Raw genomic sequence first — 22,528 nt, forward strand, 5'->3', positions numbered from 1 at the left:
ATTAAGATAATTGATCCTGCAGCTTGCGATGGATAAAAGCATCCATCAACTTATAGATGATAAACAATCCGAACAAGCCTGCGCCATATGCCACGAGTACCGATTCGATAACCAGAGGCCACAACGCTTCCGGAAACAGCAGTCCGTGAACGAGCTCTACCAGAATAAACAGGATCACAGCGACCGCAATCCATCCGAATAAATAATAATGGGCATGCATGTGAAACAATGACGTGTTCTTGGATAAGCTTAAGAGCTCCTTCACTTTAAACTGCGAGATCGCCTCAGCCGTTGCCTGCTCCCGCGTCTTTCCATGATCCATTAAATCCTGGGCATAATCCTCCAAATAATTGCGAAGCTCCATTTTGTCATCCGGATTCATTGCCAGCTGTTCCACATAGGCGTGGATATCATTTTGCTTCCGGTACATCGTGTTGAGCCGAATATGTCCGATGTAGTTCACCGCCCCCCACAATACGGCAGTCGCGAAGGACGAGCCGTATCCGACGGTCAGCAAAAATTGGTCATCCGGATCGAAATACCGGTCGCCGTAAAAAAACACGCCGCACAAGACCATAGACATAATCAACAGCCAGCCGTACTTGACATCGCTCAAACTGAATATTTTTCTCCATAAATTCATCGTGCTCAATCCTCTCAAATAAATCGGTTGACGATTTCGTATGTTTTTTTCCAATCCTGGATGTATCTATCGAGCAGCCGGCAGCCTTCTTCGGTAATCGAATAGTATTTCCGCCTGCCGCCATGCGTCTGATCGCCCCAATAGGACGAGACCGCTTGCTGCTTCTCCAGACGCTTCAACGATAAATACATCGTTGCCTCCTGCAGCTCGAAGGCGCCCAATGTCCGGTCCTTGACCGCTTTCGAAATTTCGTAGCCGTAATTGTCCTTCTCCTTAATGATGGACAGGATCAGAAGATCTACGGTCCCTTTCAACATTTCCGTATTCAATCGCCGTACCTCCAACTCAAATTACCTTGCATACTTAAGTACATAACAATCATAAGTGAAAGTACTTAATAATGCAAGGTACTCGTGCAAAAAAAAAATCCGGGGGTCAATGAAAATGAAATGATATTCATGACCCGTTATAAAATCAGCCCTTCCGTCTTCGACCGTCTTAAGATTTCGTTAACCGTCTCCTCAGGCGTAAGACCGGTTGAATCCAGCCACATCCCGATCTTGGGCGTCTCCTCGCGCAGCACCCGATCCAATCCGGCTGCGGTCCACAGGCCGTAGCCCTTCTTGGAACGAGCAGCCTCCCTGCGTTCGACGGCTTCCACGGAAGGACAGAGAACGACGAGAGTAAACGGTCTGTTCCGGAGATAAGAGATAAAATCATGCAGCAGCGGGCCGATCACCACGTCCTGAATAATAACATTGAAGCCTGCACCGTAATAGGCATCCGCCGACATGGCGGTTAGCCGATAACGAAGCTTCAACTGATCAAGCTCGGCATCCCCGCTGTCCGGACCTACCTCCCGCCGGTTTCGTACGATCATTTTCCGAAAAATATCTCCCCGCAAATGTACCGATTTCTCAAACCGCTCCGACAATAGCTGGGCAACCGTTGACTTTCCGCTCGCCATTATTCCGGTAATCAAAAAGAGACTGGGCTTTTCATTTAACATAATTTCATTCCTCCATTGATTGATTCATGAATAAACGTCTACCTGGTCGGCGGCAAAGTGAAAAGCTCCGGGAATAGGACGGATACGCTGGCTTTTGAGTTTATAAAGCAATTCACGCTGGACATCTGCTTCGCATCGGGCGGCGGGGTGTCGAAGAACGGCATCAGCACAGCAACTCCCGAAGTCGCGGCGTTAGCAAAGCCGCCGCTACGCTAGTATTTCCAGAAAAAAGATTTGTCTCGCTCCGCATGAGAAGTTAGGGATCGATTTCTTTGCCAAAGGGGGAGCGATCACGGACATGGATGTGCTGATCACAGACGCCGATGCCGACATTCGGTCAGGGGGAGCCTGTCCCCCTGAAACTAGCTAAAACTTTGCACCTTGCTTCAGCTCATACACTTCAAAAAAATCTTGCTTAATCACTACAGACATGATGGTATCGCCATTACTGAAAAAATGGACATGTCCCATCCGCTTATCTTCAAGCTCACTCCATCCCGACTTCTCTAATTCTTGAAAATATGGATGGGGAGGATACAGACCTTGACTGCCTCCGACATTTATTAGTTTATATTTCGCTCCTTTTAGGTAATTAGGATTGTTAAAGTTTGCTTCCTGCTGTTCCGCGTTTCCAGGTACAAGAAATTGTTCATTAACGTCCGATTTCTTATAACCCAGCTCATGATCATACGTTTGAGAACCAGCTTGAGAACAACCAATCAGCATGAGTAGGAACATAAAAGAAAAGCATAGTCTTCGCATCAAACCGCCTCCTGAATCCCAAATAATATCTACCGGCCTATCCCATCGTTATGGACGATGTGGATAAGGACAAAGTTACACTTCATGCAAGAGAAACGTCTGCCTTTCGTCCTTGTCAAAGGGCGCAAACCGTTTATTCCGTATTTTCTGAAGAAACTCATGAAGCAAGCTCTCGAAAAACGGTATCGCGGAGAATTCTAAGCGCATATAAATGTAAAACTTATAAATTCTTAGAATTTAAAAAAGAAAAAGCACGCGTCTTTCACGCGTGCGGTTATCAATACATGTACGGACCCCGTTCGTCATGTCGGATATAACGTCTATCCAGGCTGCTCCGTAACCGGATGCGGCGTCCTTGACTTCTTGCGGAAGGATACGAAATACAAGAGCGCACTGGCTACGACAACGAAGCTTAACAGCAGTATGAGATTGCCGTACATGTAAGCCTTTGAATCCGAAATAAACGGATGCAGCGGAAAAGCGAACAGCTCCTGCTCCATCGCTTTGGCGACTAATGCCGTCACAACAGCTCCGGATATCGTCGATATCATATTAAAAAGGCCCATGCCGACGCCGATTTGATGGTTGGGGAGAATTTGCGTTACACTCTCCGCCAATGCCGTCTGCACGAAAGAAAACCCGATGTACATCATCATAAGGGCGGCTCCGATGTACCATACCCAAAGCCCGATGGACGAGGATTGCAGCAGCAGGCTTATCGAGATGAGAGCTAACCCCAGATATACGACGAAATGGCTTCCCCTTTTGACCGTCATATTGCCGGCGACCCTCCCGAATATGACCGCGCTTATGGCTCCCGGAAACATAATGAGCCCGATGTTCTCCGTATCCAATCCGTACGTGTTGCTTAACATGAGAGGAATGACGAACATCATGGACATAACGGTTCCGAATATCAAGAAGCCGATGATGATAGCGCTCCGGTACAGCCTGTTGCTGAACAGGGTCGGATCAACGAAAGGATCCTTAGCCCTGCGGATCTGAATGATGAACAGGACAAGCGCGACACAGGTAACGAGCAAATAAAGCCAGTTAGCTTCTGTCGTGAATAAAATGAGAGCCGACACGGCTATACCGAGAAGCGCGGCTCCGATCAGATCCAGTCTACCCGCTCCGCGCTCCTCGGCCGGAAGATACTTTCGAAAGAAGGGAATGGCCGCAAGTACAGGAAGCGGTATGAGAAACAGATACGCCCAATGAAAAGATCCGGCAATATAACCGCCGAGCACCGGACCGATCCCGATCGCGAACGAAGCTGTCGAGGTGATGATGCCGAACATTCTACCGCGTTCTTTCGCAGTGAAAAATCGGGCTACCATAACAAAAACCAATGCCGGAATGGCCGCTCCGCCCGCTCCTTGAATTCCCCTTGATAAAATGACGGCCGGATACCAAGCCTGGCAAACAAAGCCCAATATTGAACCGAAGCTATAGAGGATAATTCCGATCGTAATCAGTTTCTTGACGCTGTACATATCGGAAAGCTTGCCGAAAATAACCATCCCCATCCCAAAAACGATAAAGAAGATCGTCACTACCCAGCTAACGCCTGATGCATCCAGGCTGAACTGCTTAGCTATGCTCGGGGTTGATACGTTAAATACGGATTCATTCAAGACGGCAAAAAAAATGACAAAATAGATCCACGGTACGCTTTTCCTGATGCCGGCAAAATCCTGCACAGGTTTATCCGCGCTATGCGCAATATTCATGATTTACGCTTCCCCTTCCTCTTCCGGCGAATGCCAGCTTTCATCTCGATAACTGTACCCATTCTAGCATGCAGCGCCTGCATTGATTTCTTACCGATTGCTATATTGCAGCAATCGGCTTAGGAAGTTGTTCATCAGAAGCGGCAAGGAAATCAGAATCGGAGGGTCGTCCAGCCGGGGCGGGTATAACGTAACCGTCTGATGCGGAACCGCTGCATACGGCTCTACGACGATGGGCTCCTTCGATCGTGTCCGCAGCGTATTGTGGGGGAGAAGAACATCCACCGCCTGCATCCCCCAAGATACGGATGTCGCCATAAGATAATAGGTGCCCGGCTTAACGTCCGTAAAGCAAAAATCCCCCAACGCGGATAGCAGGGTGCCATACAGCGGAAGTCCTTCCGGGATCGGCCTGGCGAACAAGCCGAGCAGAATAACGCCCTCGAAAGGGGCCGCCGCATGGACGGTCCCTCTCACGGCAGCGTGCTCCGTGAAGATCGTACGCTGCGTCTGCCAATCATCCAGCATTTGCAGGGAGCGCAGATGGTTATCCGCCTGCAGCGTTGAATGCCGGAATTGAGACGGCGTCACACCCACCCGTTCGGTGAACCGGGAGGTAAACGTTCCCAAGCTCTGCTGTCCGATCTCCATCCCGATATCGCGAATGCTTAAATTCGTATGGAGCAGCAGCTCTTTCGCCTTCTGCAAGCGGAGAGAGGATACATAGTACAAGGGGGAAAGACCGATCCTTTCCTTGAAAATCCGCGCGAAATGATACGGACTGTAACCGGCATATCCTGCAAGACCGGCAAGCAAATGCGGTTCGTAGATTTGCCGATGAATATAAGCGATCACCTCGTCAATTTCCGAATACCGGTCCGTCACCTCGCACGCACTCCCCTTAAACGCAATATTGAAACATGAAATCAATGGTTTCTTATTCGATACGGAACATTCGTTCGTATTTATATTACCACATATTTCATATTTTTCAATACCTTTGTTTAAGCAAACAGGCTGATCAGGTTGCCGTCGGGATCCTGGACAATCGCATACCGCTGCCCCCAGAAAGCATCCCAAGGCTCGCGGTGTCCGACATATCCGCTTTGAACGATTTTCGCATACAGCTCATTCAAGGATTCGCGGCTATCGCATAAGAACGCCAGTTCAATCCGGTGCCCGGAAGGCGCATCCCAGCTTCCATATACGCCTTTGGCGATTTCTTGCGTATCGAATCCCAGTCGGATACCGTTCTGATGAACCTCCACGTGCTGCTCCGCATCCGCGCTCTCCGGAATGTCCAATCCCAGCACGCGATAAAAGTCCAACGCCTTTTTCATGTCCTGCACGACTACTCCTACCATATCAAGCTTGATTCCCATCGTGATCACTCCCGCGTCTCATTTTTCTGATCCGTGGACCAGTTTACCCGATTACCCTTTTATTATATTGGAAAAAACGGACAAGTTATATTTCATTCTCGCCATTCCGATTCGTATTGAACACCTGAGAAGGCGATAATCCGTAATATCGTTTAAAGCTGTGAATCAGATGCGATTGGTCATAGTAGCCGTATTTCACGGCCGCATCCGGGAAAGAAGCCGGCGCTCCGGCTTTTATTTCCTGAAGAAGATTCTGGAACCGGATAATGCCCGCAAGCTCCTTGGGACTAACCCCCAGCTCCCGTTGGAACACCCTTCGCAGATTTCTTTCGCTGTAGGTTAGCTTCTCTGCCAAAGAGCGTACGGAAATCAATCCGCCGAAGGCGTACAGATACTGCATACTGGTTTCCAGCAATCCGCCGGCATCGGGTTCATCTAAGCGCAAGCGGCTAATTAGCCTCGTCTCGGCCTTCCCAATCATCCCGGAAACTTCTTTGGCCGACATGATTTCAGACGCCAGCTGCAAGCCTTCGGTCCCCCATATTTCTTCGAGATACACATGATAGCCGATGATGGAGGAGACGGGCACTTTCAAAAAATGCCGGGCTGATTCGGAGAAAAAACGAATGCCGAACAAGGATTGACGGTCAGGCATTGCCATCGCTTCGAAAGCGGTCGTTAATCCCGTAACAAAGGCCGCACCAGCAAACGAATGAGCTCTCAGGTCAACGATAATATCCGCGCAGCCATCCGGTATGACCCGGTTAAGCCTGCCCGCCGTATCCGCTGCTTGAAAGTCAAGCGTCCAGTAGCAAGCCACATAAGGCTCGAGACGCTTGTCCGGTAAATATTCCCGGTAACGAAAACCCGATTCTGCAAGCTCGCGTTGTAAGACAGGCGGCTGCACGGGCCGATAACATTTTAGGATGGGTAACACTCCCCTTCCGGTGTTATGATTAACATTACTATAAAAGTTGAACCAGAGAATTGCGCGACTCGAGTGGAGAGATATGGCTAACACATGGCACTTAATTCGTTTAACGGCCGCCACAAACGTTATTTGTGCAATATCGGCCATTTTAAAAATGTAACGGAGCTGACAGACGCTATTTCCCGATTTCAGCCCATTTTCGGGCTGAAAATCTGCGGATATGGTCTGTAGCAGCCGTTACAATTTTGAAACGTGCTTTTTTAGCAAATAAGGGTTCAGACAACCGTTAGAGTGAGTATGATTAAAATCATTCCTCATGCTGCATGGTGTACGGCAATTCATTTGTTCAACTTATATAGAAGAGTTTAAGTTTCCGTTCCTATTAAATCAAATTTTTTCTGGAGGGCCTCACATGCCGTTCACGTTCAACGCCGGAGACTACCCGGAAAGCCCCGGATGCTACCTGATGAGAAATACGGAAGGCCAAATCCTCTACGTCGGCAAATCCAAAAACCTGCGGAGCCGGCTTCGGTCCTATTTTACAAAGCAGCACGCCCATAAAAGAATCAGGCAGCTCGTCCTCGAAGTGGCTTCCATCGAAGTCGTGCTCGTCAATAACGAAGCGGAAAGCCTGCTGCTGGAGAACAATTTGATCAAGCTCCATAAGCCGCCTTACAACCGCGCGCTGAAAAAAGAAAACAGCGGCTACGCTTATCTGCATTTGACCGCGGAGCGTTTGCCCCGATTGGAGCTGTTCTATCGCAATCGGAGCGACAGCCGGATCGAACCGGATGACGCGCCTCGTCTCGGTCCTATTAAGGATGCCGGGTTCCTTGACACGCTTATGGCGTTCATCGCCGGGCATTACGGTCTGCGCTCATGCGAAACGATGCCAAAGCAGGTATGCCTGCTCTATCATATCGGGAGATGCAGCGGCGTTTGCGAGGGAATAATAACGGAAGAGGACTATCGCGGGAGAGCCCGTCAAGCCGCGGAGCTCCTCGCCCATCAAGGGCAAGGGCTGCTTAACGTCCTGTACAGGCAAATGGAAGCTCACGCTTCCCGGTTGGAGTTTGAAAAAGCGCAGCGGATGCTCGTAAGCATTCGCCAGCTGGAGCAGGCGGCAGGCAAGCAGATCGTCGAGAGAGAAGCAGCCGTCGATCAGGACGTGCTGTATTTTGGGGAAAAGCATGTGCTGGTCGCGAAGGTGAAGGAAGGCATGCTGCGGGACTTTCTCATGCTGGAGCTCGATCATGCTTACGGAGATGCGGCTGGTGACCATTTTATAATGACGCGGTATGCGGAAGAGAGGCCGGATGAACTGATCGTGAATGCCGTCGGCGATCTGAAGAAGGTTCGCGCGGCCTTGAACCGCAGAGGGAAGCCTCTGAAAATTACGCTGCCCAAGCGCGGGATCAAATACGAGCTGCTGCAGCTGTGCAGAAATAACTACGGCTATCGGACAGGCCGGCTATAGGCCGGCTTCGGACCATCTGAGGTCACCAGAATCATCTGGTCGACCTCATTATTTAAAATATAAGAATCCGGTTAGAACCGTTCCGAAATTACCTTCGCCTGCGTGAACAGCAGCAGGTAATCGCGCCCTCCCGCCTTCGAATCGGTACCCGACATATTGAAGCCGCCGAACGGATGAACGCCGACCAGAGCGCCCGTGCACTTGCGGTTAAAATACAGGTTGCCGACGTGGAACTGCTCGCGCGCCTGCTCCAGCCTGAGCCGGTTCCTCGAGATTACCGCGCCCGTCAAGCCGTATTCGGTGTTGTTGGCGATATCGAGCGCCGCATCGAAATTAGCCGCTTTGATGAAAGCCAATACCGGGCCGAATATTTCCTCTTGCGATATGCGGGCGTACGGTTCGACGTCCTGAATGATCGTCGGTTCGATGAAATAACCGCTGCTGTCGCCCGTTTTGCCGCCATGCACGATTATGCCTTCGGTGCGGCCGACCTCGATATATTTTAAAATGCTGATATATGCCCGCTCGTCGATAACCGGCCCAACATCGGTATGCTCTTCACTCGCCTTCCCGAGCCTCAGCCGCATCGTCCGCTCGACGACCTTCTCGATCACCTCGTCATAGACGAGCTCATGAACAACCGCGCGTGAGCACGCGGAGCATTTCTGGCCGGCATAGCCGAATGCGGAGGCGGTAATCGCGTCAGCCGCGAGATCAAGATCCGCGTCCTCATCCACGATGATCGTGTCCTTCCCGCCCATCTCGGCGATGACGCGCTTCAGCCACTTCTGGTACGGCTGCGCGAGCGACGCCTTCTCATAGATGCGTAAGCCTACCTCCCGCGAACCTGTAAAACAGACGAAGCGGGTTAACGGATGCTCGACCAGAAAATCGCCCACCTCGTTGCCCGCTCCCGGCAGAAAATTAACGACGCCGTCAGGCAGGCCGGCATCCTCCAGCAGCTCGATGAATTTCGCCGCAATAACAGCCGTCGCGCTGGCCGGCTTCAGTACGACGGTGTTGCCCGCCGCCACGGCCGCCATCGTCATGCCCGCCATAATCGCGAGCGGAAAGTTCCAAGGAGGTATAATGACGCCTACGCCAAGCGGAATGTAGATGAGCTCATTGTCCTCTCCGGCAATCGTGATCAGCGGCTGGCGCTCCGCAAGCCTCTCCATTTCCCTCCCGTAATACTCCAGGAAGTCGATTGCTTCCGCCGTGTCGGCATCGGCTTCGGCCCAGCTTTTGCCCGCTTCATAGACGAGCCATGCGGAGAACTCATGCTTGCGCCGCCGCAGCAGTGCCGCCGCTTTGTACAGCACCCTCGCCCGAGCGGACGGCATCACCCGCTTCCAGTCCTCGAACGCGGCGGATGCCGCAAGGATCGCCTCATGCGCCAGCGCGGTATCGGCTTGCGACACGATGCCCACCAGCTGACTTACTTGAGACGGATTAATCGATTTGCGCTTCGTGACCGTCTCGATTCGATCCGCTCCAATCTTCAACATATATTCGCGTCCAAGCTCCGACTCCACTTTACGGAGCGCTTCCTGAAAATCATGGATATTATCCGTAACCGAGAAATCGGTGAACGGCTCGTTCCGGAACGGTACCAGCATCGGTATATCCCTCCTTCTAGTCGGATTCCTTGCACTTCCTTGTCCGTTATAAAATCTGCTCGCCCAGCAGGGACCCGATCAGCTCCACCGCAAGCTTCGCCGTCTGATCGTTCGAGTCGAGGCCGGGATTGACCTCAACGAACTCGGCCGACGTAACCAGATCCGACTGGTACAGCAGCTCAAGCGCCAGATTCGCTTCCCGGTAGCTCAGTCCGCCGCGGACCGGCGTTCCCGTACCCGGCGCTTCCCGCGGATCAAGGCAGTCGATATCGAAGCTGACATGAACGCCGTCCGTCGTCCTGCCCAAATGCGAGGCGACCTTCTCCATCACTCTGGCGATGCCCAGCCTGTCGATGTCATGCATGGTATAGCATGCTATGCCAAGCGAGCGGATATATTTCTTCTCTCCGGGATCAAGCGACCGTGCTCCGACGATCGCGACATGCTCCGGTTTTATTTTTGGCTCGATCCCTCTCAGACCGGTCAGCGCCGGAATTCCTCGTCCCAGATTAATGCCGAGCGACATGCCGTGAATGTTTCCCGAAGGGCTCGTTTCCTCCGTATTCAAATCCGAATGCGCATCGAACCAGATGACGCCAAGATTAGCGTAATGCTCCGCCAGCCCCGCGATCGTGCCGATCGAGATGCTGTGATCGCCGCCGAGCACTAGAGGCATCGCGCCTTGCCCGACTAGTGCGGATACGCGGTCCGCCAGTCTGCCGCTGATGTCCAACACCTCGGCTAATCGCTTAGCATTCTTCGATTGAAGCGGCGTCAGCTGCGGGGAAACGTTGATTTCCTCCGTGATTTGATAAGGGATACCGAGGTCCTTCAGCTTATCAAGCAAGCCTGCGGCATATAGAATGTGCGCCGGACCAAGCTCCGCCCCTGGCGTTCCCGCTCCCAGTCCGAACGGGGCCCGGACAATCGCAACGTTTTGATTAATCATGGCGCGCTCAGCCTCCCGTCTTATTCACGCTTGAGAAGACGAGCCGGATCCGTTCAAAGGCAAAGTCGAGCTCGGCCTCCGTTATGATGAGCGGCGGCGCCAGGCGGATCACATGATCATGCGTTTCCTTGCACAGCAGGCCCAGCTTCATCAGCTTCTCGCAATAGGGCCGCGCCGGCACCCGAAGCTCGATCGCAATAAATAGGCCGCGGCCCCGAAGCTCGGCGATATCCGGATGGTTCAGCGTACGAAGCCTATCCATGAAATACCGGCCGAGCGCATCGGACCGTTCCGCAAGCCGCTCCGTCTCGGTAACGTCAAGGGCGGCGAGCGCCACGGCGCAGCTCAGCGGATTGCCGCCGAAAGTCGAGCCGTGCGAGCCCGGCTCGAAAACGTCCATGATGTCCGAATCGGCGGCTATGGCCGATACCGGCAGCACGCCTCCGCCAAGCGCCTTGCCCATCACGTAAATATCGGGTATGACCTGCTCCCAATCGCAAGCAAATCGGCGGCCGGTTCGCCCGAAGCCCGTCTGAATCTCATCGGCGACAAGCAGCGCCCGGTGCTTCGCGCATAACGCGGCAGTGCCGGCCAGGAACCCGTCCGGCGGAATGCGAATACCCGACTCTCCCTGAATAGGCTCGATTAATACGGCTGCCGTATGCGAGGTTATCGCCGCTTCAAGCGCCGCCAGATCGCCGTAGGGGACAATGCGGAAGCCCGGCGTAAAGGGGCCGAACCCTTCCCGGTAGGACGGCGTGGATGAGAAGGAGGTAACCGTCAATGTCCGGCCGTGGAAGTTCCCTTCGAATACGATAATCTCCGCCTGCTCAGGCGGTATTTGCTTTACGCCGTAGGCCCAGCGCCGTACTGCCTTCAGCGCCGTTTCAACCGCTTCCGCGCCGGTATTCATGGGAAGCGCCCGTTCTTTGCCGGTGTAGGCCGCAATCCTCTCGCAGAAGGCCCCAAGCGCTTCATTGTGAAAAGCGCGGGAAGTGAGCGTGACTTTATCCGCTTGCTCCTTCAAAGCGTCAATAATACGGGGATGACGATGTCCTTGATTCAATGCCGAATAAGCGCTCAGCATATCCATGTAACGCGCGCCTTCGGAGTCCTGCATCCATACGCCTTCCGCGCTGCTAATGACAATCGGCAGGGGATGATAATTGCGGGCGCCGTACTTCTCCGCCAGCCCGATTTGCTTCTGTGCCCTATCCATCTCCTGCTCCTTTCCGCATGTATCGCAAAAAAATAGCCGTTTTTGAATGTTATGCGGTTGAGGGGCGACAAATAACAGCGAGGTTGTCAAAAAAACGGATCACGTCGGTTGAAAAAAATAGCAGGCTGGTAAAGCCGTTATTTCCAGGGTTTGATTAGCTTAGAGACGGATTAAGCCAAGCCGGCATCCGTTTACTTGATCTTTAATTCTATTTTATACCGAAATAACAAACTAAAAGTAAGCTAGCTTTGTGGGAACGGTTCCACAGACAGAAAAGAGGACAGCGTACATGGATCTAACCATTAAACAAATTGCTTTACGCGCAGGAGTGTCTAAATCAACGGTTTCAAGAGTTATTTCAGGCAAAGGATATGCAAGCCCCGAAACGAGGGAGAAGGTAAATCAAATTATTAACGAACTGCAGTATAAGCCGAATGCATTAGCCCGAGCGATGGTGTCGCAGCGAACGAACAATATTGGCGTCATTATTTTCCGCGAGGAATATCCCATTGCCTCCCATCCGTTCTATGGTCAAATTCTGGATTCCATTATTACGGCGGCTGAAAGTTTGAACTACTCCGTCTTTGTCGCGACGGTTCGCGAAATGAACAGCCGATCGGCCGATTATATGTTTGAGAAAAGAGTAGACGGGCTTATTCTGATCAGCCGTCTCCGAAAGCATTTGATTGATTCCATTCAACATTTCAAGGTTCCTTACGTAATGGTTAACGGTTCTACGGACGTTAGCGGCGTCTTCCACCTTGTAAATAATGATGACGGCGGCGGCCGCAAAGCAGCCGATTATTTACTCGGAATCGGACACCGCAACATCTTCATACTTGCCGGACCTCAAACCCATCGAAGCCATCATTTGAGATTAGCGGGATTTCGGGACGGTATGTCCGGGCATAACAACCCGATTCCGGATTCATCGATAGCCTACCCTGCCGCCTCATCCTTCGAGGAAGGGTATCGAACCATGAAGCAAGAATGGTCCCGTTTTCTTGACGGTAAATATACCGCCATTTTTGCTACCAACGACATGATTGCCCTTGGGGCGATGAAGTTTTTATTAGAACAATTCATCCGTATTCCCGAGCAAGTTGCCGTAATGGGCTTTGACGGTATTGATTATGCGGAAATGTTCTCCCCTTCTTTAACGACGATCGGAGTCGATATGAAGGAAATGGGAAGACAGTCGTTGGTTCTGCTGGACAACCTTATTCGTGAGGAAACGGTGTCGGGGAATACCGTAGAGTTTGAGCCTGAGCTCATTGTCCGCCAATCGACGGAGAAAATCGTTGATCTGAAAGGAGAGTCATCGTTGCTATGAGATGGTATTTGAAAGCCGTTGGCCCGAAGAAAGTCTTTGAATTCCTGGTGCTCGTCGTGTTTATCGTCTTTTTCTTGGGACCTTTGCTGAATCTGGCTATTCTAGCCTTCACCGGAAATTGGGTTTATCCGGATGTGCTTCCGAAAGAATGGTCATTAAAGTGGTGGAGCTTTGTCCTCGAGCAGGATGAAATAGCTTCATCCATCGGTTTATCGTTTTTAATTGCTGCCATCGTAACTGCGGTTTCCATTGTGATTTGTATACCTGCCGCTTACGCTTTCGCACGTATTCGTTTTCCGTTAAGCCGTTTCTTCTTATTCTCGTTTCTGCTAACGAATGCCTTTCCGAAAATGGGGTTGTATATATCGATCGCCGTCCTTTTCTACAGATTGGATTTAATGAACACCTTGCTGGGAGTCGTACTCATTCACCTTATCAACGTGCTGATGTTCATGACATGGATTCCGACGTCGGCGTTCCGCAACGTTCACGCTGCTCAAGAGGAGTCCGCCAGGGATGCAGGCGCCAGCCCTTTCCGGGTATTCCGCAGCATTACGCTGCCAATGGCCATGCCGGGCATTGCGGTCGCTTCCATCTTCACCTTCCTGAATTCATTGGATGAAGCTCAAGGTACTTTTCTGGTCGGTATCCCTAACTATAGAACGATGCCGGTCATCATGTATTCCATTATCTCCGATTACCCGGCCTATGCAGGCGCTGTATTCTCGATTATCTTAACGGCGCCGACGATTATATTGCTCCTGGCCGCGAGGCGGTTTTTAAGCGCGGATGTCATGTCCAGCGGGTTCCAGCTTAAATAACACTTTTCTAAAAGGAGATTCCTATGGACATACAACTATCGATTCAGAACTTGACGAAACGTTATAAAACGGGCGATGGCGTCACCGATATCTCTCTGGATGTCCGGAAAGGCGAACTGATCACCTTGCTTGGTCCATCCGGATGCGGCAAAACGACGGTACTTCGAAGCATCGGCGGATTTCTGGAACCCGATTCGGGAGAAATTCTCATTGAGAACAAAAGCGTTCTAAAAACGCCTCCCGAGAAGCGTCCCACAGCGATGGTTTTTCAAAGTTATAATCTATGGCCTCACATGACCGTCTACGATAATTTAGCGTTTGGCTTAAAAATTCGAAAGATGAAAAAAGCCGAAATGGACTTCGCGATTACCGAGGTTCTCAAGCTGATTCGCATGTCAGGTTCGGAAAAAAAACATCCGGGTGAGCTTTCCGGAGGTCAGCAGCAGCGAATTGCCGTGGCTAGAGCTTTGCTGCTCAAGCCTGCCGTACTGCTTCTCGATGAACCATTCTCCGCGCTCGATGCCAAGCTGCGTCATGAGATGCGGGAGGAGCTGCGCGAAATTCAATCCAAGACCGGGTTGACCATGGTTTTTGTCACGCATGATCAGGAAGAGGCGCTGTCGATTTCCGACCGGATTGTCGTCATGAATCATGGACATATCGAACAGATTGCCTCCCCGCAAGAGATTTATGACGAGCCCAAATCGCTTTTCGCCGCGCAATTCATTGGCAAAATGAACTTTTTAAAGGGGGTGGTGTCAGCAGACCAAGTCATCATTCAGAATTTGGCTTTTCCAAATCCAAAGCGGCTTACCGGAGAGGTAAGCATTGCCATTCGGCCTGAAAATGTCATTTTACAGGATGGAGAGGAAACGGGTCTGTCGGGAAGTGTCAAACAGATCATGATTTTAGGTCATTACGCTGAAGTTTCTGTTGATGTTCAACCATTCGGAATCATTCGGTCATTTCAACCAAGAGATCAAGTCAAGCATCTGCATTCCGGACAAAAAGTAAAGGTAAATTTCTCAAAAGCATTGGCATTCCCTGCGGTTTAAATAAATATAATCTATGGAGGAAATTAAATGATACGTAAGAAATCGATCCTTTCGTCGCTTTCCGCGCTCACGATCTTATCCGTCATTTTATCTGCTTGCGGCGGCGCTGCGAACAATACGGCAAACACGGGGAATTCCGGCGCGACTCCCGCGGCCAATACGGAAGATACTGCTGCAGCTGAGCCGGTAGAATTCTCCTTCTATTTAACGGGTTCCCAGAATGTTAAAAGTTTGTATGATACGCTGATTCCAATGTTCGAAGAGAAAAATCCCGATGCAAAAGTGAATCTCGTGTATATCCCTTCCGGTGCCGGCGCTCAACCGACCTACGATCGTATTTTGGCCGCTAAACAAGCGGGTAAAGGTTCCGGGGATATCGATTTGTATGAAGCAGGTTTATCCGACGTAACCTTAGGGAAGAAAGACGACCTTTGGGACACGCTTAACGCCGACGGCATTCCAAACCTTAATCATGTGAATCAACAAGTATTGACGAATATCTCTAACCTGGCTGTTCCATACCGTTCGTCAGCCGTTCTTTTGGCTTATAACAGCGAAAAAATAACCGACGTCCCAACGACCTTGGACGAGCTGTACGAGTGGATTCGTAACCATCCCGGCAAATTCGCATATAACGATCCATCTACCGGCGGTTCCGGCAACTCGTTCGTTATGACGACCCTGTATAAAGATCTTCCGGAAGATGCCATTTACAACTCGGACCCAAGTATCTTGGAACAATGGGGCACAGGTATGGATCTCCTTAAAGATCTGGGACAATTTGTGTACGGCGGCGGTATATATCCCAAGAAAAACCAAGGTACGCTTGATCTGCTGGCAACCGGCGAAGTGGATATGATTCCGGCTTGGTCGGATATGGTCATGGAACAAACGGCAAACGGGTTGCTCCCTGCTTCTACTAAGATGCAACAGCTTACGCCCGGTTTTAACGGCGGTCCTACTTATCTGATGGTTCCAAAGCTTTCCGAGAAAAAAGAAGCCGTATATAAATTCCTTGATTTTGTTCTCTCGCCTGAGGCGCAGGAGGTTATTGTAAACCAATTGCATGGTTTTCCAGGAATCGAAATTACAAATATGCCGCAGGAAATTCAAGACTCCTTCGAGGGTGCGGCTGAAGGCTTCCGTTCATTCAATATCGGCGAATTGGAAAAAGAAATGACAAAACGCTGGCAAAGCGAAGTTGCCGCGCAATGAGTAAGCAATCAAAAATGGGGGTACTGGGATTGCTTCTGGTACTCCCCTCCTTCCTAGTGTTGTTCGTCATTGTCATTCTTCCCGTTGCTCTATCATTTAAAGAAAGCTTAACCAATGATTCGGGCGGCTATGATCTTTCTAACTACATCTATTTGTTTACAGATAAGCTAATGCGGTCCAATATCATTTTTACATTAACAGTGACGATTATTTCGGTTGGTCTTGTACTCGCCGTCAGTTATGCCTTAGCCGTATACATGAGATTTAACGATAGCGCCATTGTTCGGTGGATTCAAAAAATGTATATGATTCCGATCTTCATTCCCGGAGTGATCGCGACTTACGGACTCATCCGAATGTTGGGCAATCGCGGATGGGCAGCCCAGTTTTTATACCAGTTCGGAGTGGAATCGATGCCGCGGTTCATCTTTGATATGAAGGGGATTATTATCGCCAATTTGTGGTTTAATATTCCTTTCACCACGATGCTGCTAGCTTCGGCCTTAACGGCTGTTCCAAATTCGATCATCGAAAGCGCGAAAGACGTCGGGGCCGGCATGTGGCGAATATTTTTCAATTTGATTTTACCGCTTACCTATAAAACCTTGCTCGTCGCGGCTACTTTTGCATTTATGGGTATTATCGGCTCGTTCACGGCTCCCTTCTTACTCGGTCCTAACGCGCCGCAAATGCTTGGCGTATCGATGCAACAAATTTTCGGAGTATTTCAAGACAGACAATTAGCTTCCGCACTCGCCTTCTTTACGTTCTTCCTCTGCTCCATCATGGGGTACTTCTATATTCGCGAGATGACGAAAGAAGAAAGAGGGAAAGCGACATGAATACGAGACCATTTCCATTGATTACCGCGCACAGCGGATGCATGAATAAACAGGATCATACGCTTGAATCGATTGAAACGGGAATCAAACTTGGTGCTGATGTCATTGAAGAAGATATTCGGGTAACGAAGAACCGCATTCCTGTTCTAGCCCATGACGATGAATGTAAGACTGTGGATGGCATTGAATATTTTATCTCACAAATGTCTCTGGCCGAACTGCGTCAAATCAAGCCGATTCTTACCCTTGAAGAGATGCTGCTTGTCATTCGGGACGCAGGCAAGACTGCCAATTTGGACCTGAAGGACGATGAGAGCATTGAGCCGGTGGCTGCTCTCGTGAAACAATATAACTTATATGAGCAAGTGTATTTGTCGGGATGCAAGACAGACCGTGCCATGAAAGTGCAGCAAACTCACCCGGAGTTGCGCAAATTGCTCAATGCGGATGCTGAATTATTCTTACTGTCAGCCTATCGCGATGCGATAGAGCAGACTTGCCGTGACGCCGTCGCAGCTCACTGCTTCGGCATCAACATCCATTATCAGCTTGTTCGTCCGGAGCTGTTAGACAAAGCAACTTCGCTAGGTTTACCCGTCTACGTATGGACCATTAATGAAGAGGCTGAAATGAAGAAGTTCCTTGATTTAGGAGTTGCCTCTATTACGGCAAGGAATGTGCAAGCTTTAGTAAATTTGAAAGCAGCCATAAATAACAGCCGATAGCAGCTATTTTCGTGCAGCGATTCCTATGCTTGAGCTGCTTCGAGGTCCTCAAGAATGTTTTCCTTTTAAGGATGTTGCGGCATTAAAACAAAACCCCGACCGCATGGGGTCGGGGCTTTCAGGGTGGAGGCGAACCGTGGTACTGATAGCCAGACGACTCCTCTAATCATCGATTTGGCCAGCTATGCTGTATTCTCTACATTAACTTGGAGGAACCAAGCCTCGTATTCGCCCTATATTGGATTCCATCCAATAAAAAAAGCTAAACCACACTGAAACCCTGTTTGGCGGCGATTCCACTGGACAAAATCCACTATAGCTTCACTTTCCGACAATAACTAACTCCTATCGTGCATGAAATCCAGTATAGCGAGCTAGTCACGCACTAGCATCATGCTGTGCTTCACATACCACCGTCGAACACCAGCACCACACTCTTCTTTACGCACCAGCGCCAAGCACCGGCTACATGCACATGTGTATCGGTCACAAGTTATTTCACTTCTTCAGCTTCCAGAGCATGCTCTTTGCAGAACGCCAGCACCATCTGCTGCTCGTCCTCCTCAAGCTCGAAATCGATGTACTTGTTCGACGATGTCGTCAGAAACTCATACTTGGCTATACGCGAGCTGTTCTCCTCGGCCACATAGAGCACGCGCAGCGAAACGCCCTCCTCCTGATGCAGCTCGTCATCCTCAGGCACGTCCAAATCAAGCATAAATTCATATCTGGCACCCGTCAAAATGCCATAAGGGTCCCTCACAAGCTCCACGCTGTATTCCTTAATTTCAAACATATGTCATCCGCTCCTTCTTTATTAATATAACCAAAACGGCTTCGCTTAGAGCGAACCGGGACTTCATTAACCATCTTTTCATTCAAAGAAAAAGCAGCCTGAAACTTGGGAAACCAAGCTTCAGGCTGCCGCATAACGTGAACCACGCAGCCTGTTACAGGCTGCTGAGCGTCTCCGTCAGTACCGGTACGATTTGCGATTTGCGGGAAACAACGCCTTTGAGCAGCGCTTTGTTACCGGAAAGCGTTACGTTGTAAGCTTTCTCTACCGCATGAGCTTGAGCGCCGAGCGCAAGAGCGACGGAATCGTTATTCAGGATGTCCGTTACAACAAGCACGAACAGGTCAAGGCCTTTTGTCGCGATGATATCGTTAAGAGCCGCTTCCAGCTCCGCTTGACGGGATAGCACGTCATTCGTGTCAACCGCGTTCACTTGCGCGATTTCAACCTTGTAGCTGCCCATCGCGAATTCTTTGGCGTCCAAAGAGATCAATTGCGCGATCGTCTTGTCGCTCAGATCCGCGCCCGCTTTCAGCATGTCGAGTCCGTAGCTGTCTGCGTCAACGCCTGCGATTTCGGCAAGCTCGCGCGCTGCCGCTACGTCCTGCTCCGTGCAGGTCGGCGATTTAAACAGCAAGGAATCGGAGATGATCGCGGACAGCATGATGCCGGCAATTTCCTTGCGGATCGCTACGCCGTTCTCTTTGTACATTTTGTTCAAAATCGTTGCCGTGCAGCCAACCGGCTCCGCGCGGAAGTACAGCGGATGGCTTGTCTCAAAGTTAGCGATACGGTGGTGGTCGATTACCTCAAGCACGCGTACGCGGTCAATGTCGTTAGCGCTTTGCTGACGCTCGTTGTGGTCAACCAGAATAACGGTATCCGTCTCGTCGGCGACATTCTCGATCAGGCGAGGCGCCGCGATCCCGAAATAGTTCAAGGCGTATTGCGTTTCGCCGTTGATATCGCCGAGGCGGATCGCTTCTACGTCAGCGCCCAGCTTTGTCTTCAGCTCTGCGTATGCAATAGCGGATGTGATCGTGTCGGTGTCCGGGTTTTTGTGCCCGAAAATAAGCGTTTTAGTCATTTCAAATACTCCTTAATCTTTTTTTGGTTGTTTTATAAACCATTATAACGATAAGTGTACCTTATTCCTATACCTTTACACCGAATTACCTTATCTATTTTGTGAACCCTTTCCCATTGAAACGACACTGAACAAGAAAATCAGGCGTTATGCATGAAATCTTCCTATCTTAACCGTGTTGTAGTATTTACCGATGGAAGCCGGCTTAGTTTCCAAATTTGATACTAAACGGTCGGACTCAACTCCAAAATCAGGGGATAGTTTCAAATTATGAAACTTATGAAACAAAACCGATGGTTTTTCACGCGAACAAAGTCTTTAGTTTCAGTTATCGAAACTAATAGACTGCGCTTCCCATTGTAGTCGGTATTATTTTCAGTTTTTGACACTACTTATACTTTCGTATTGTTAATGCACAGGTAAGCTCAATTCTGCGAAAGTATAAACGAGCCTGTCGCCATGCCGGTTGATAAAGCGACAACGAAAAAGGAAGCCAGCCGATTTCTCGGCTGGCTTCCATCTCGGCTGGCTTATTCCTATCCTTATTCGGCGGAGTTGCCGACGACGGCGGTTCCGGTTTTCGTAATCGTGTATTTAACCGTTTTGCCGCTCCAAAAATGGAACGTCAGGACGACGTCGCCGTCATTCACTTCGTTGAAGAAGTTTTGCGTGAGAGTAATTTCATTCGTATCGTACGAAGGAGAGAAGGCGTATGCGAACTCCTTGAACGACGTCCAGTTCTGCGGACCCGCGTTGCCCCCTGCGGCATATACGGCTTCCATCGTAGCCAGACGGTCGCCGTTGAACGCGGTCGGGATTGCGAAATCCGCCGTCGTTCCCGCTGCGCCCTGCAGCGCTGGCGTATCATAGACGATGACGTCAAACGTCCAGTCCTCGCCCTTATTGAAGTCCGCCGTAATCTCTGCATTCTCGCCGTAAGCGCCCGATGCCGTCAGCTTGGCGAGCAAGTCCGCTTTCACCGTCAAGGTGTCGCCATTCAAGACGTAGTCGATGCCTTGGCGCAGCATCTTGCCCTCATGGCGGAGACCCGTCAGCCGATTGCCGTTCAATTCAAGCCGGATGACGGCATCCTCTGCTGTCGCGCCCTTGGCCAAATAGATCAAATCCGTTTCCGCGGTTGCGGAGCGGCTCTTCCAGCTCGCCTTAAGCATGCCGTGCAGCTGCGGGTCGTTCCACTTCAACGTTAGGCGGTTAAGATGCTGCCCGTTGTCCCACAGCATATGGGAAATGCCTCTTTCTTGAATGTAATGGAGCAGATACTCGAAGAACTTCAGCTTTTCGCCTTGCTCGATCGTTCCCGTATTTTTGTCGAAGCCAAGCAATCCGAATTCGCCTAGAATAACGGGAATACCTTTAGCTACCAGCGATTGATAGACACGATCGAAAGTTTGGACAATGTCGTTTTTGGTTTCTTCGTTAAAGCGGGTGAAGCCGGCGATGTTGACGCTGAACGGCCAGAATCCGTAATAGTGCACGGTGGCGATCAGGTTCGGATCGTCCAGCTCGGCGAACGTGTCTACCAGCGCATCGAGCCGATCCTGGCCCGCGTTCGTTTCGAGCGTCGGCAGTACGAGCGGGCGCTCGGCATTGTTGCCTCCGGAGGCGCGTACGATCTCATGGAAGGACGCATTCAATTCATGCAGCATTTGAAAATGGGCTTCCCCGCCTCCTCCCCATCCGTCAGAGAAGCGCGGTTCGTTGATGCTCTCGAACGAAAGCTTCTTCGAATGATCCTTGAACCGGTCGGCAATTTGCGTCCATGCCGCGTTATAGCGGGCAAGCACTTCGTCATGCTCGGTCCCCATCCGGTTAACCCAGAGCCAGGAGTCGTGATGCAGGTTAATCATGACGTACAAGCCGGCGTCCAGAGACCAGTCGACGACCTCTTCAATGCGGTCGATGAACGCCGGCTCAATCGTGTAGTCCGGCGCTTCTCCCATCCGATGGTCCCATGTAATCGGGATGCGGATACTGTTGTAGCCTTGCGAGGCGATGTGCTTGATGAGCTGCTTCGTCACGCGCGGATTGCCCCAGGACGTCTCGTCGGCTCCGGTCGCGTCGAACGTGTTGCCGAGATTCCAGCCGGGCTGCATGGCTTCGACGTACGATTGAAGCTTGCTTCCCGGAACGGCGATAGTGCCTGGCTTCTCCTGCGAGGCTGCGCTTATGGAAGGAACAGCCATGGCCAACAGGAGCGAAACCGTCAGAAACATACGAAAGATCTTGCTGGATGTGTACGAGAACATTTACTATATTACCTCCTCAGAATTCAGTTATGTAATCAAATACGTGATGTTAAAACAATGAGCTAAGCATGTCCTCCCTCCGTGTCCCTCCTTCAAGAATTTTCAATGAAAGCGGTTGCACAAGTGATTGTACCATGGCATTTTTTTTGGAAAAACCCTACTAATTAGAGAATAATTCAGATGGAAATTATAGGGCGGCAGCAGAATCGGAATCGAATATTCAATATCGCCCAGAGACAAGGGCAATCGTTCGACTTTCATACCTGTAATCAAAAGGATGTGCCGCCGTCCTATTCCGTTGTTTTGACGGCGGCATCATCAGGCAGATCATACCTTGGGGTAATCCACGACCACAACGTTTTCCAGCAAGCCGTCCAGCGATTTCACGAATTGCTGATGGACGGGATGCGGTCCGTAGGCCGACAACGAAGCTTGGTCTTCGAACGTAACTCTTAAGCCAAGCGTATAGCCGTGAATATTGTCCGTCTCTTCCGTTACGTTGATGCCAGCGCTTAAATCCGCGATCCCAGGGATACGCCCCCGGAATGCAAGCAGCTGGTCCAGCAGCTCCTGTTGTTTGGCGGGTGTAATGCTTGTGTTGAACTTGAATACCACGAGATGTTCGTACATCGTACTTCACTCCTTCTATAGGATTCCTACACG

23 protein-coding genes are annotated in these 22,528 nt (G+C 50.6%); 8 read left to right on the forward strand and 15 right to left on the reverse strand.

Annotation, left to right across the window (positions count from 1 at the left end):
• Position 1: 1 nt before the first annotated feature.
• The 3 genes from H581_RS0131965 to H581_RS0131975 all read right to left on the reverse strand — a co-directional run bounded on the left by H581_RS0131965 (position 2) and on the right by H581_RS0131975 (position 1,652).
• Positions 2-643, reverse strand: a complete 642-nt coding sequence (locus tag H581_RS0131965; protein ID WP_029192802.1) for a hypothetical protein — start codon at positions 641-643, stop codon at positions 2-4.
• Positions 644-657: 14 nt separating this feature from the next.
• Entirely contained in the window at positions 658-972 is a 315-nt protein-coding gene (locus tag H581_RS0131970; protein WP_029192803.1) for a PadR family transcriptional regulator, read from the reverse strand.
• 137 nt (positions 973-1,109) lie between these two features.
• On the reverse strand, positions 1,110-1,652 hold the full coding sequence (locus tag H581_RS0131975; protein ID WP_029192804.1) for an AAA family ATPase: 543 nt from the start codon (positions 1,650-1,652) through the stop codon (positions 1,110-1,112).
• A 57-nt stretch (positions 1,653-1,709) separates the two neighbouring features.
• On the opposite strand from H581_RS0131975, the gene H581_RS38240 reads away from it, so the two are divergent.
• A complete protein-coding gene (locus tag H581_RS38240; protein ID WP_156889746.1) occupies positions 1,710-1,868 on the forward strand; it encodes a sugar phosphate isomerase family in 159 nt (52 codons plus the stop codon).
• A 150-nt stretch (positions 1,869-2,018) separates the two neighbouring features.
• Here H581_RS38240 and H581_RS0131985 read toward each other — a convergent pair whose 3' ends face one another.
• The 5 genes from H581_RS0131985 to H581_RS0132010 form a co-directional block, all read right to left on the reverse strand.
• Positions 2,019-2,414, reverse strand: coding sequence for a hypothetical protein (locus H581_RS0131985; protein WP_029192805.1), 396 nt, complete (start codon positions 2,412-2,414; stop codon positions 2,019-2,021).
• A 320-nt stretch (positions 2,415-2,734) separates the two neighbouring features.
• Complete coding sequence (locus tag H581_RS0131995; protein ID WP_051251520.1) at positions 2,735-4,147, reverse strand: MFS transporter; 1,413 nt, start codon at positions 4,145-4,147, stop codon at positions 2,735-2,737.
• A 90-nt stretch (positions 4,148-4,237) separates the two neighbouring features.
• On the reverse strand, positions 4,238-5,032 hold the full coding sequence (locus H581_RS0132000; protein WP_029192807.1) for a helix-turn-helix transcriptional regulator: 795 nt from the start codon (positions 5,030-5,032) through the stop codon (positions 4,238-4,240).
• A gap of 119 nt (positions 5,033-5,151) precedes the next feature.
• The gene (locus tag H581_RS0132005; RefSeq protein WP_029192808.1) at positions 5,152-5,529 is read right to left on the reverse strand and encodes a VOC family protein; all 378 of its coding nucleotides are present in this window, start codon (positions 5,527-5,529) and stop codon (positions 5,152-5,154) included.
• Positions 5,530-5,614: 85 nt separating this feature from the next.
• Complete coding sequence (locus H581_RS0132010) at positions 5,615-6,466, reverse strand: helix-turn-helix transcriptional regulator (RefSeq protein ID WP_029192809.1); 852 nt, start codon at positions 6,464-6,466, stop codon at positions 5,615-5,617.
• Positions 6,467-6,872: 406 nt separating this feature from the next.
• Between H581_RS0132010 and H581_RS0132020 the strand changes: the two genes are divergently transcribed.
• Positions 6,873-7,937 (forward strand): GIY-YIG nuclease family protein, encoded by a 1,065-nt coding sequence (locus tag H581_RS0132020; RefSeq protein ID WP_029192810.1) that lies wholly within the window; start codon positions 6,873-6,875, stop codon positions 7,935-7,937.
• 71 nt (positions 7,938-8,008) lie between these two features.
• On the opposite strand, the gene pruA is transcribed toward H581_RS0132020, so the two are convergent.
• From pruA to H581_RS0132035, 3 genes are read right to left on the reverse strand one after another with little or no spacing between them, the layout of a single operon-like run.
• On the reverse strand, positions 8,009-9,556 hold the full coding sequence (gene pruA / locus H581_RS0132025; protein WP_029192811.1) for an L-glutamate gamma-semialdehyde dehydrogenase: 1,548 nt from the start codon (positions 9,554-9,556) through the stop codon (positions 8,009-8,011).
• Positions 9,557-9,602: 46 nt separating this feature from the next.
• Positions 9,603-10,505 carry an arginase gene (rocF, locus tag H581_RS0132030; protein WP_036720738.1) on the reverse strand — a complete coding sequence of 301 codons (903 nt, stop codon included), beginning with the start codon at positions 10,503-10,505 and terminating at the stop codon, positions 9,603-9,605.
• Between the two features lie 7 nt (positions 10,506-10,512).
• A complete protein-coding gene (locus H581_RS0132035; protein WP_029192813.1) occupies positions 10,513-11,724 on the reverse strand; it encodes an ornithine--oxo-acid transaminase in 1,212 nt (403 codons plus the stop codon).
• 289 nt (positions 11,725-12,013) lie between these two features.
• Between H581_RS0132035 and H581_RS0132040 the strand changes: the two genes are divergently transcribed.
• From H581_RS0132040 to H581_RS0132065, 6 genes are read left to right on the forward strand one after another with little or no spacing between them, the layout of a single operon-like run.
• Complete coding sequence (locus H581_RS0132040; RefSeq protein WP_029192814.1) at positions 12,014-13,057, forward strand: LacI family DNA-binding transcriptional regulator; 1,044 nt, start codon at positions 12,014-12,016, stop codon at positions 13,055-13,057.
• Positions 13,054-13,878: an ABC transporter permease gene (locus H581_RS0132045; protein ID WP_029192815.1), complete on the forward strand. Its 825-nt coding sequence runs from the start codon at positions 13,054-13,056 to the stop codon at positions 13,876-13,878. The genes H581_RS0132040 and H581_RS0132045 overlap by 4 nt, the downstream gene beginning before the upstream one ends.
• A 23-nt stretch (positions 13,879-13,901) precedes the next feature.
• Entirely contained in the window at positions 13,902-14,933 is a 1,032-nt protein-coding gene (locus H581_RS0132050; protein WP_029192816.1) for an ABC transporter ATP-binding protein, read from the forward strand.
• Positions 14,934-14,960: 27 nt separating this feature from the next.
• The gene (locus H581_RS0132055; protein WP_029192817.1) at positions 14,961-16,148 is read left to right on the forward strand and encodes an extracellular solute-binding protein; all 1,188 of its coding nucleotides are present in this window, start codon (positions 14,961-14,963) and stop codon (positions 16,146-16,148) included.
• On the forward strand, positions 16,145-16,990 hold the full coding sequence (locus H581_RS0132060) for an ABC transporter permease (protein WP_029192818.1): 846 nt from the start codon (positions 16,145-16,147) through the stop codon (positions 16,988-16,990). Before H581_RS0132055 ends, H581_RS0132060 begins: the two co-directional genes overlap by 4 nt.
• Positions 16,987-17,715, forward strand: a complete 729-nt coding sequence (locus H581_RS0132065; RefSeq protein WP_029192819.1) for a glycerophosphodiester phosphodiesterase — start codon at positions 16,987-16,989, stop codon at positions 17,713-17,715. Before H581_RS0132060 ends, H581_RS0132065 begins: the two co-directional genes overlap by 4 nt.
• A gap of 493 nt (positions 17,716-18,208) precedes the next feature.
• On the opposite strand, the gene H581_RS0132070 is transcribed toward H581_RS0132065, so the two are convergent.
• The 4 genes from H581_RS0132070 to H581_RS0132085 form a co-directional block, all read right to left on the reverse strand.
• Positions 18,209-18,511 (reverse strand): DUF6509 family protein, encoded by a 303-nt coding sequence (locus tag H581_RS0132070; RefSeq protein WP_029192820.1) that lies wholly within the window; start codon positions 18,509-18,511, stop codon positions 18,209-18,211.
• Positions 18,512-18,665: 154 nt separating this feature from the next.
• A complete protein-coding gene (locus H581_RS0132075) occupies positions 18,666-19,598 on the reverse strand; it encodes a manganese-dependent inorganic pyrophosphatase (protein WP_029192821.1) in 933 nt (310 codons plus the stop codon).
• A 542-nt stretch (positions 19,599-20,140) separates the two neighbouring features.
• Positions 20,141-21,865, reverse strand: coding sequence for a cellulase family glycosylhydrolase (locus H581_RS0132080; protein WP_029192822.1), 1,725 nt, complete (start codon positions 21,863-21,865; stop codon positions 20,141-20,143).
• Positions 21,866-22,192: 327 nt separating this feature from the next.
• On the reverse strand, positions 22,193-22,495 hold the full coding sequence (locus H581_RS0132085; protein WP_029192823.1) for a Dabb family protein: 303 nt from the start codon (positions 22,493-22,495) through the stop codon (positions 22,193-22,195).
• Positions 22,496-22,528: the final 33 nt, after the last annotated feature.

This window comes from Paenibacillus harenae DSM 16969 (assembly GCF_000422465.1).
Taxonomy (GTDB): domain Bacteria; phylum Bacillota; class Bacilli; order Paenibacillales; family Paenibacillaceae; genus Pristimantibacillus; species Pristimantibacillus harenae.

Bases quoted from the DNA above. Each gene is read 5' to 3' on its own strand.
- H581_RS0131965 (WP_029192802.1), bottom strand. From the start codon at position 643: ATGAATTTATGGAGAAAAATATTCAGTTTGAGCGATGTCAAGTACGGC.
- H581_RS0131975 (WP_029192804.1), bottom strand. From the start codon at position 1,652: ATGTTAAATGAAAAGCCCAGTCTCTTTTTGATTACCGGAATAATGGCG.
- H581_RS0131985 (WP_029192805.1), bottom strand. From the start codon at position 2,414: ATGCGAAGACTATGCTTTTCTTTTATGTTCCTACTCATGCTGATTGGT.
- H581_RS0131995 (WP_051251520.1), bottom strand. From the start codon at position 4,147: ATGAATATTGCGCATAGCGCGGATAAACCTGTGCAGGATTTTGCCGGC.
- H581_RS0132005 (WP_029192808.1), bottom strand. From the start codon at position 5,529: ATGGGAATCAAGCTTGATATGGTAGGAGTAGTCGTGCAGGACATGAAA.
- H581_RS0132020 (WP_029192810.1), top strand. From the start codon at position 6,873: ATGCCGTTCACGTTCAACGCCGGAGACTACCCGGAAAGCCCCGGATGC.
- pruA (WP_029192811.1), bottom strand. From the start codon at position 9,556: ATGCTGGTACCGTTCCGGAACGAGCCGTTCACCGATTTCTCGGTTACG.
- rocF (WP_036720738.1), bottom strand. From the start codon at position 10,505: ATGATTAATCAAAACGTTGCGATTGTCCGGGCCCCGTTCGGACTGGGA.
- H581_RS0132035 (WP_029192813.1), bottom strand. From the start codon at position 11,724: ATGGATAGGGCACAGAAGCAAATCGGGCTGGCGGAGAAGTACGGCGCC.
- H581_RS0132040 (WP_029192814.1), top strand. From the start codon at position 12,014: ATGGATCTAACCATTAAACAAATTGCTTTACGCGCAGGAGTGTCTAAA.
- H581_RS0132045 (WP_029192815.1), top strand. From the start codon at position 13,054: ATGAGATGGTATTTGAAAGCCGTTGGCCCGAAGAAAGTCTTTGAATTC.
- H581_RS0132050 (WP_029192816.1), top strand. From the start codon at position 13,902: ATGGACATACAACTATCGATTCAGAACTTGACGAAACGTTATAAAACG.
- H581_RS0132055 (WP_029192817.1), top strand. From the start codon at position 14,961: ATGATACGTAAGAAATCGATCCTTTCGTCGCTTTCCGCGCTCACGATC.
- H581_RS0132060 (WP_029192818.1), top strand. From the start codon at position 16,145: ATGAGTAAGCAATCAAAAATGGGGGTACTGGGATTGCTTCTGGTACTC.
- H581_RS0132065 (WP_029192819.1), top strand. From the start codon at position 16,987: ATGAATACGAGACCATTTCCATTGATTACCGCGCACAGCGGATGCATG.
- H581_RS0132070 (WP_029192820.1), bottom strand. From the start codon at position 18,511: ATGTTTGAAATTAAGGAATACAGCGTGGAGCTTGTGAGGGACCCTTAT.
- H581_RS0132075 (WP_029192821.1), bottom strand. From the start codon at position 19,598: ATGACTAAAACGCTTATTTTCGGGCACAAAAACCCGGACACCGACACG.
- H581_RS0132080 (WP_029192822.1), bottom strand. From the start codon at position 21,865: ATGTTCTCGTACACATCCAGCAAGATCTTTCGTATGTTTCTGACGGTT.
- H581_RS0132085 (WP_029192823.1), bottom strand. From the start codon at position 22,495: ATGTACGAACATCTCGTGGTATTCAAGTTCAACACAAGCATTACACCC.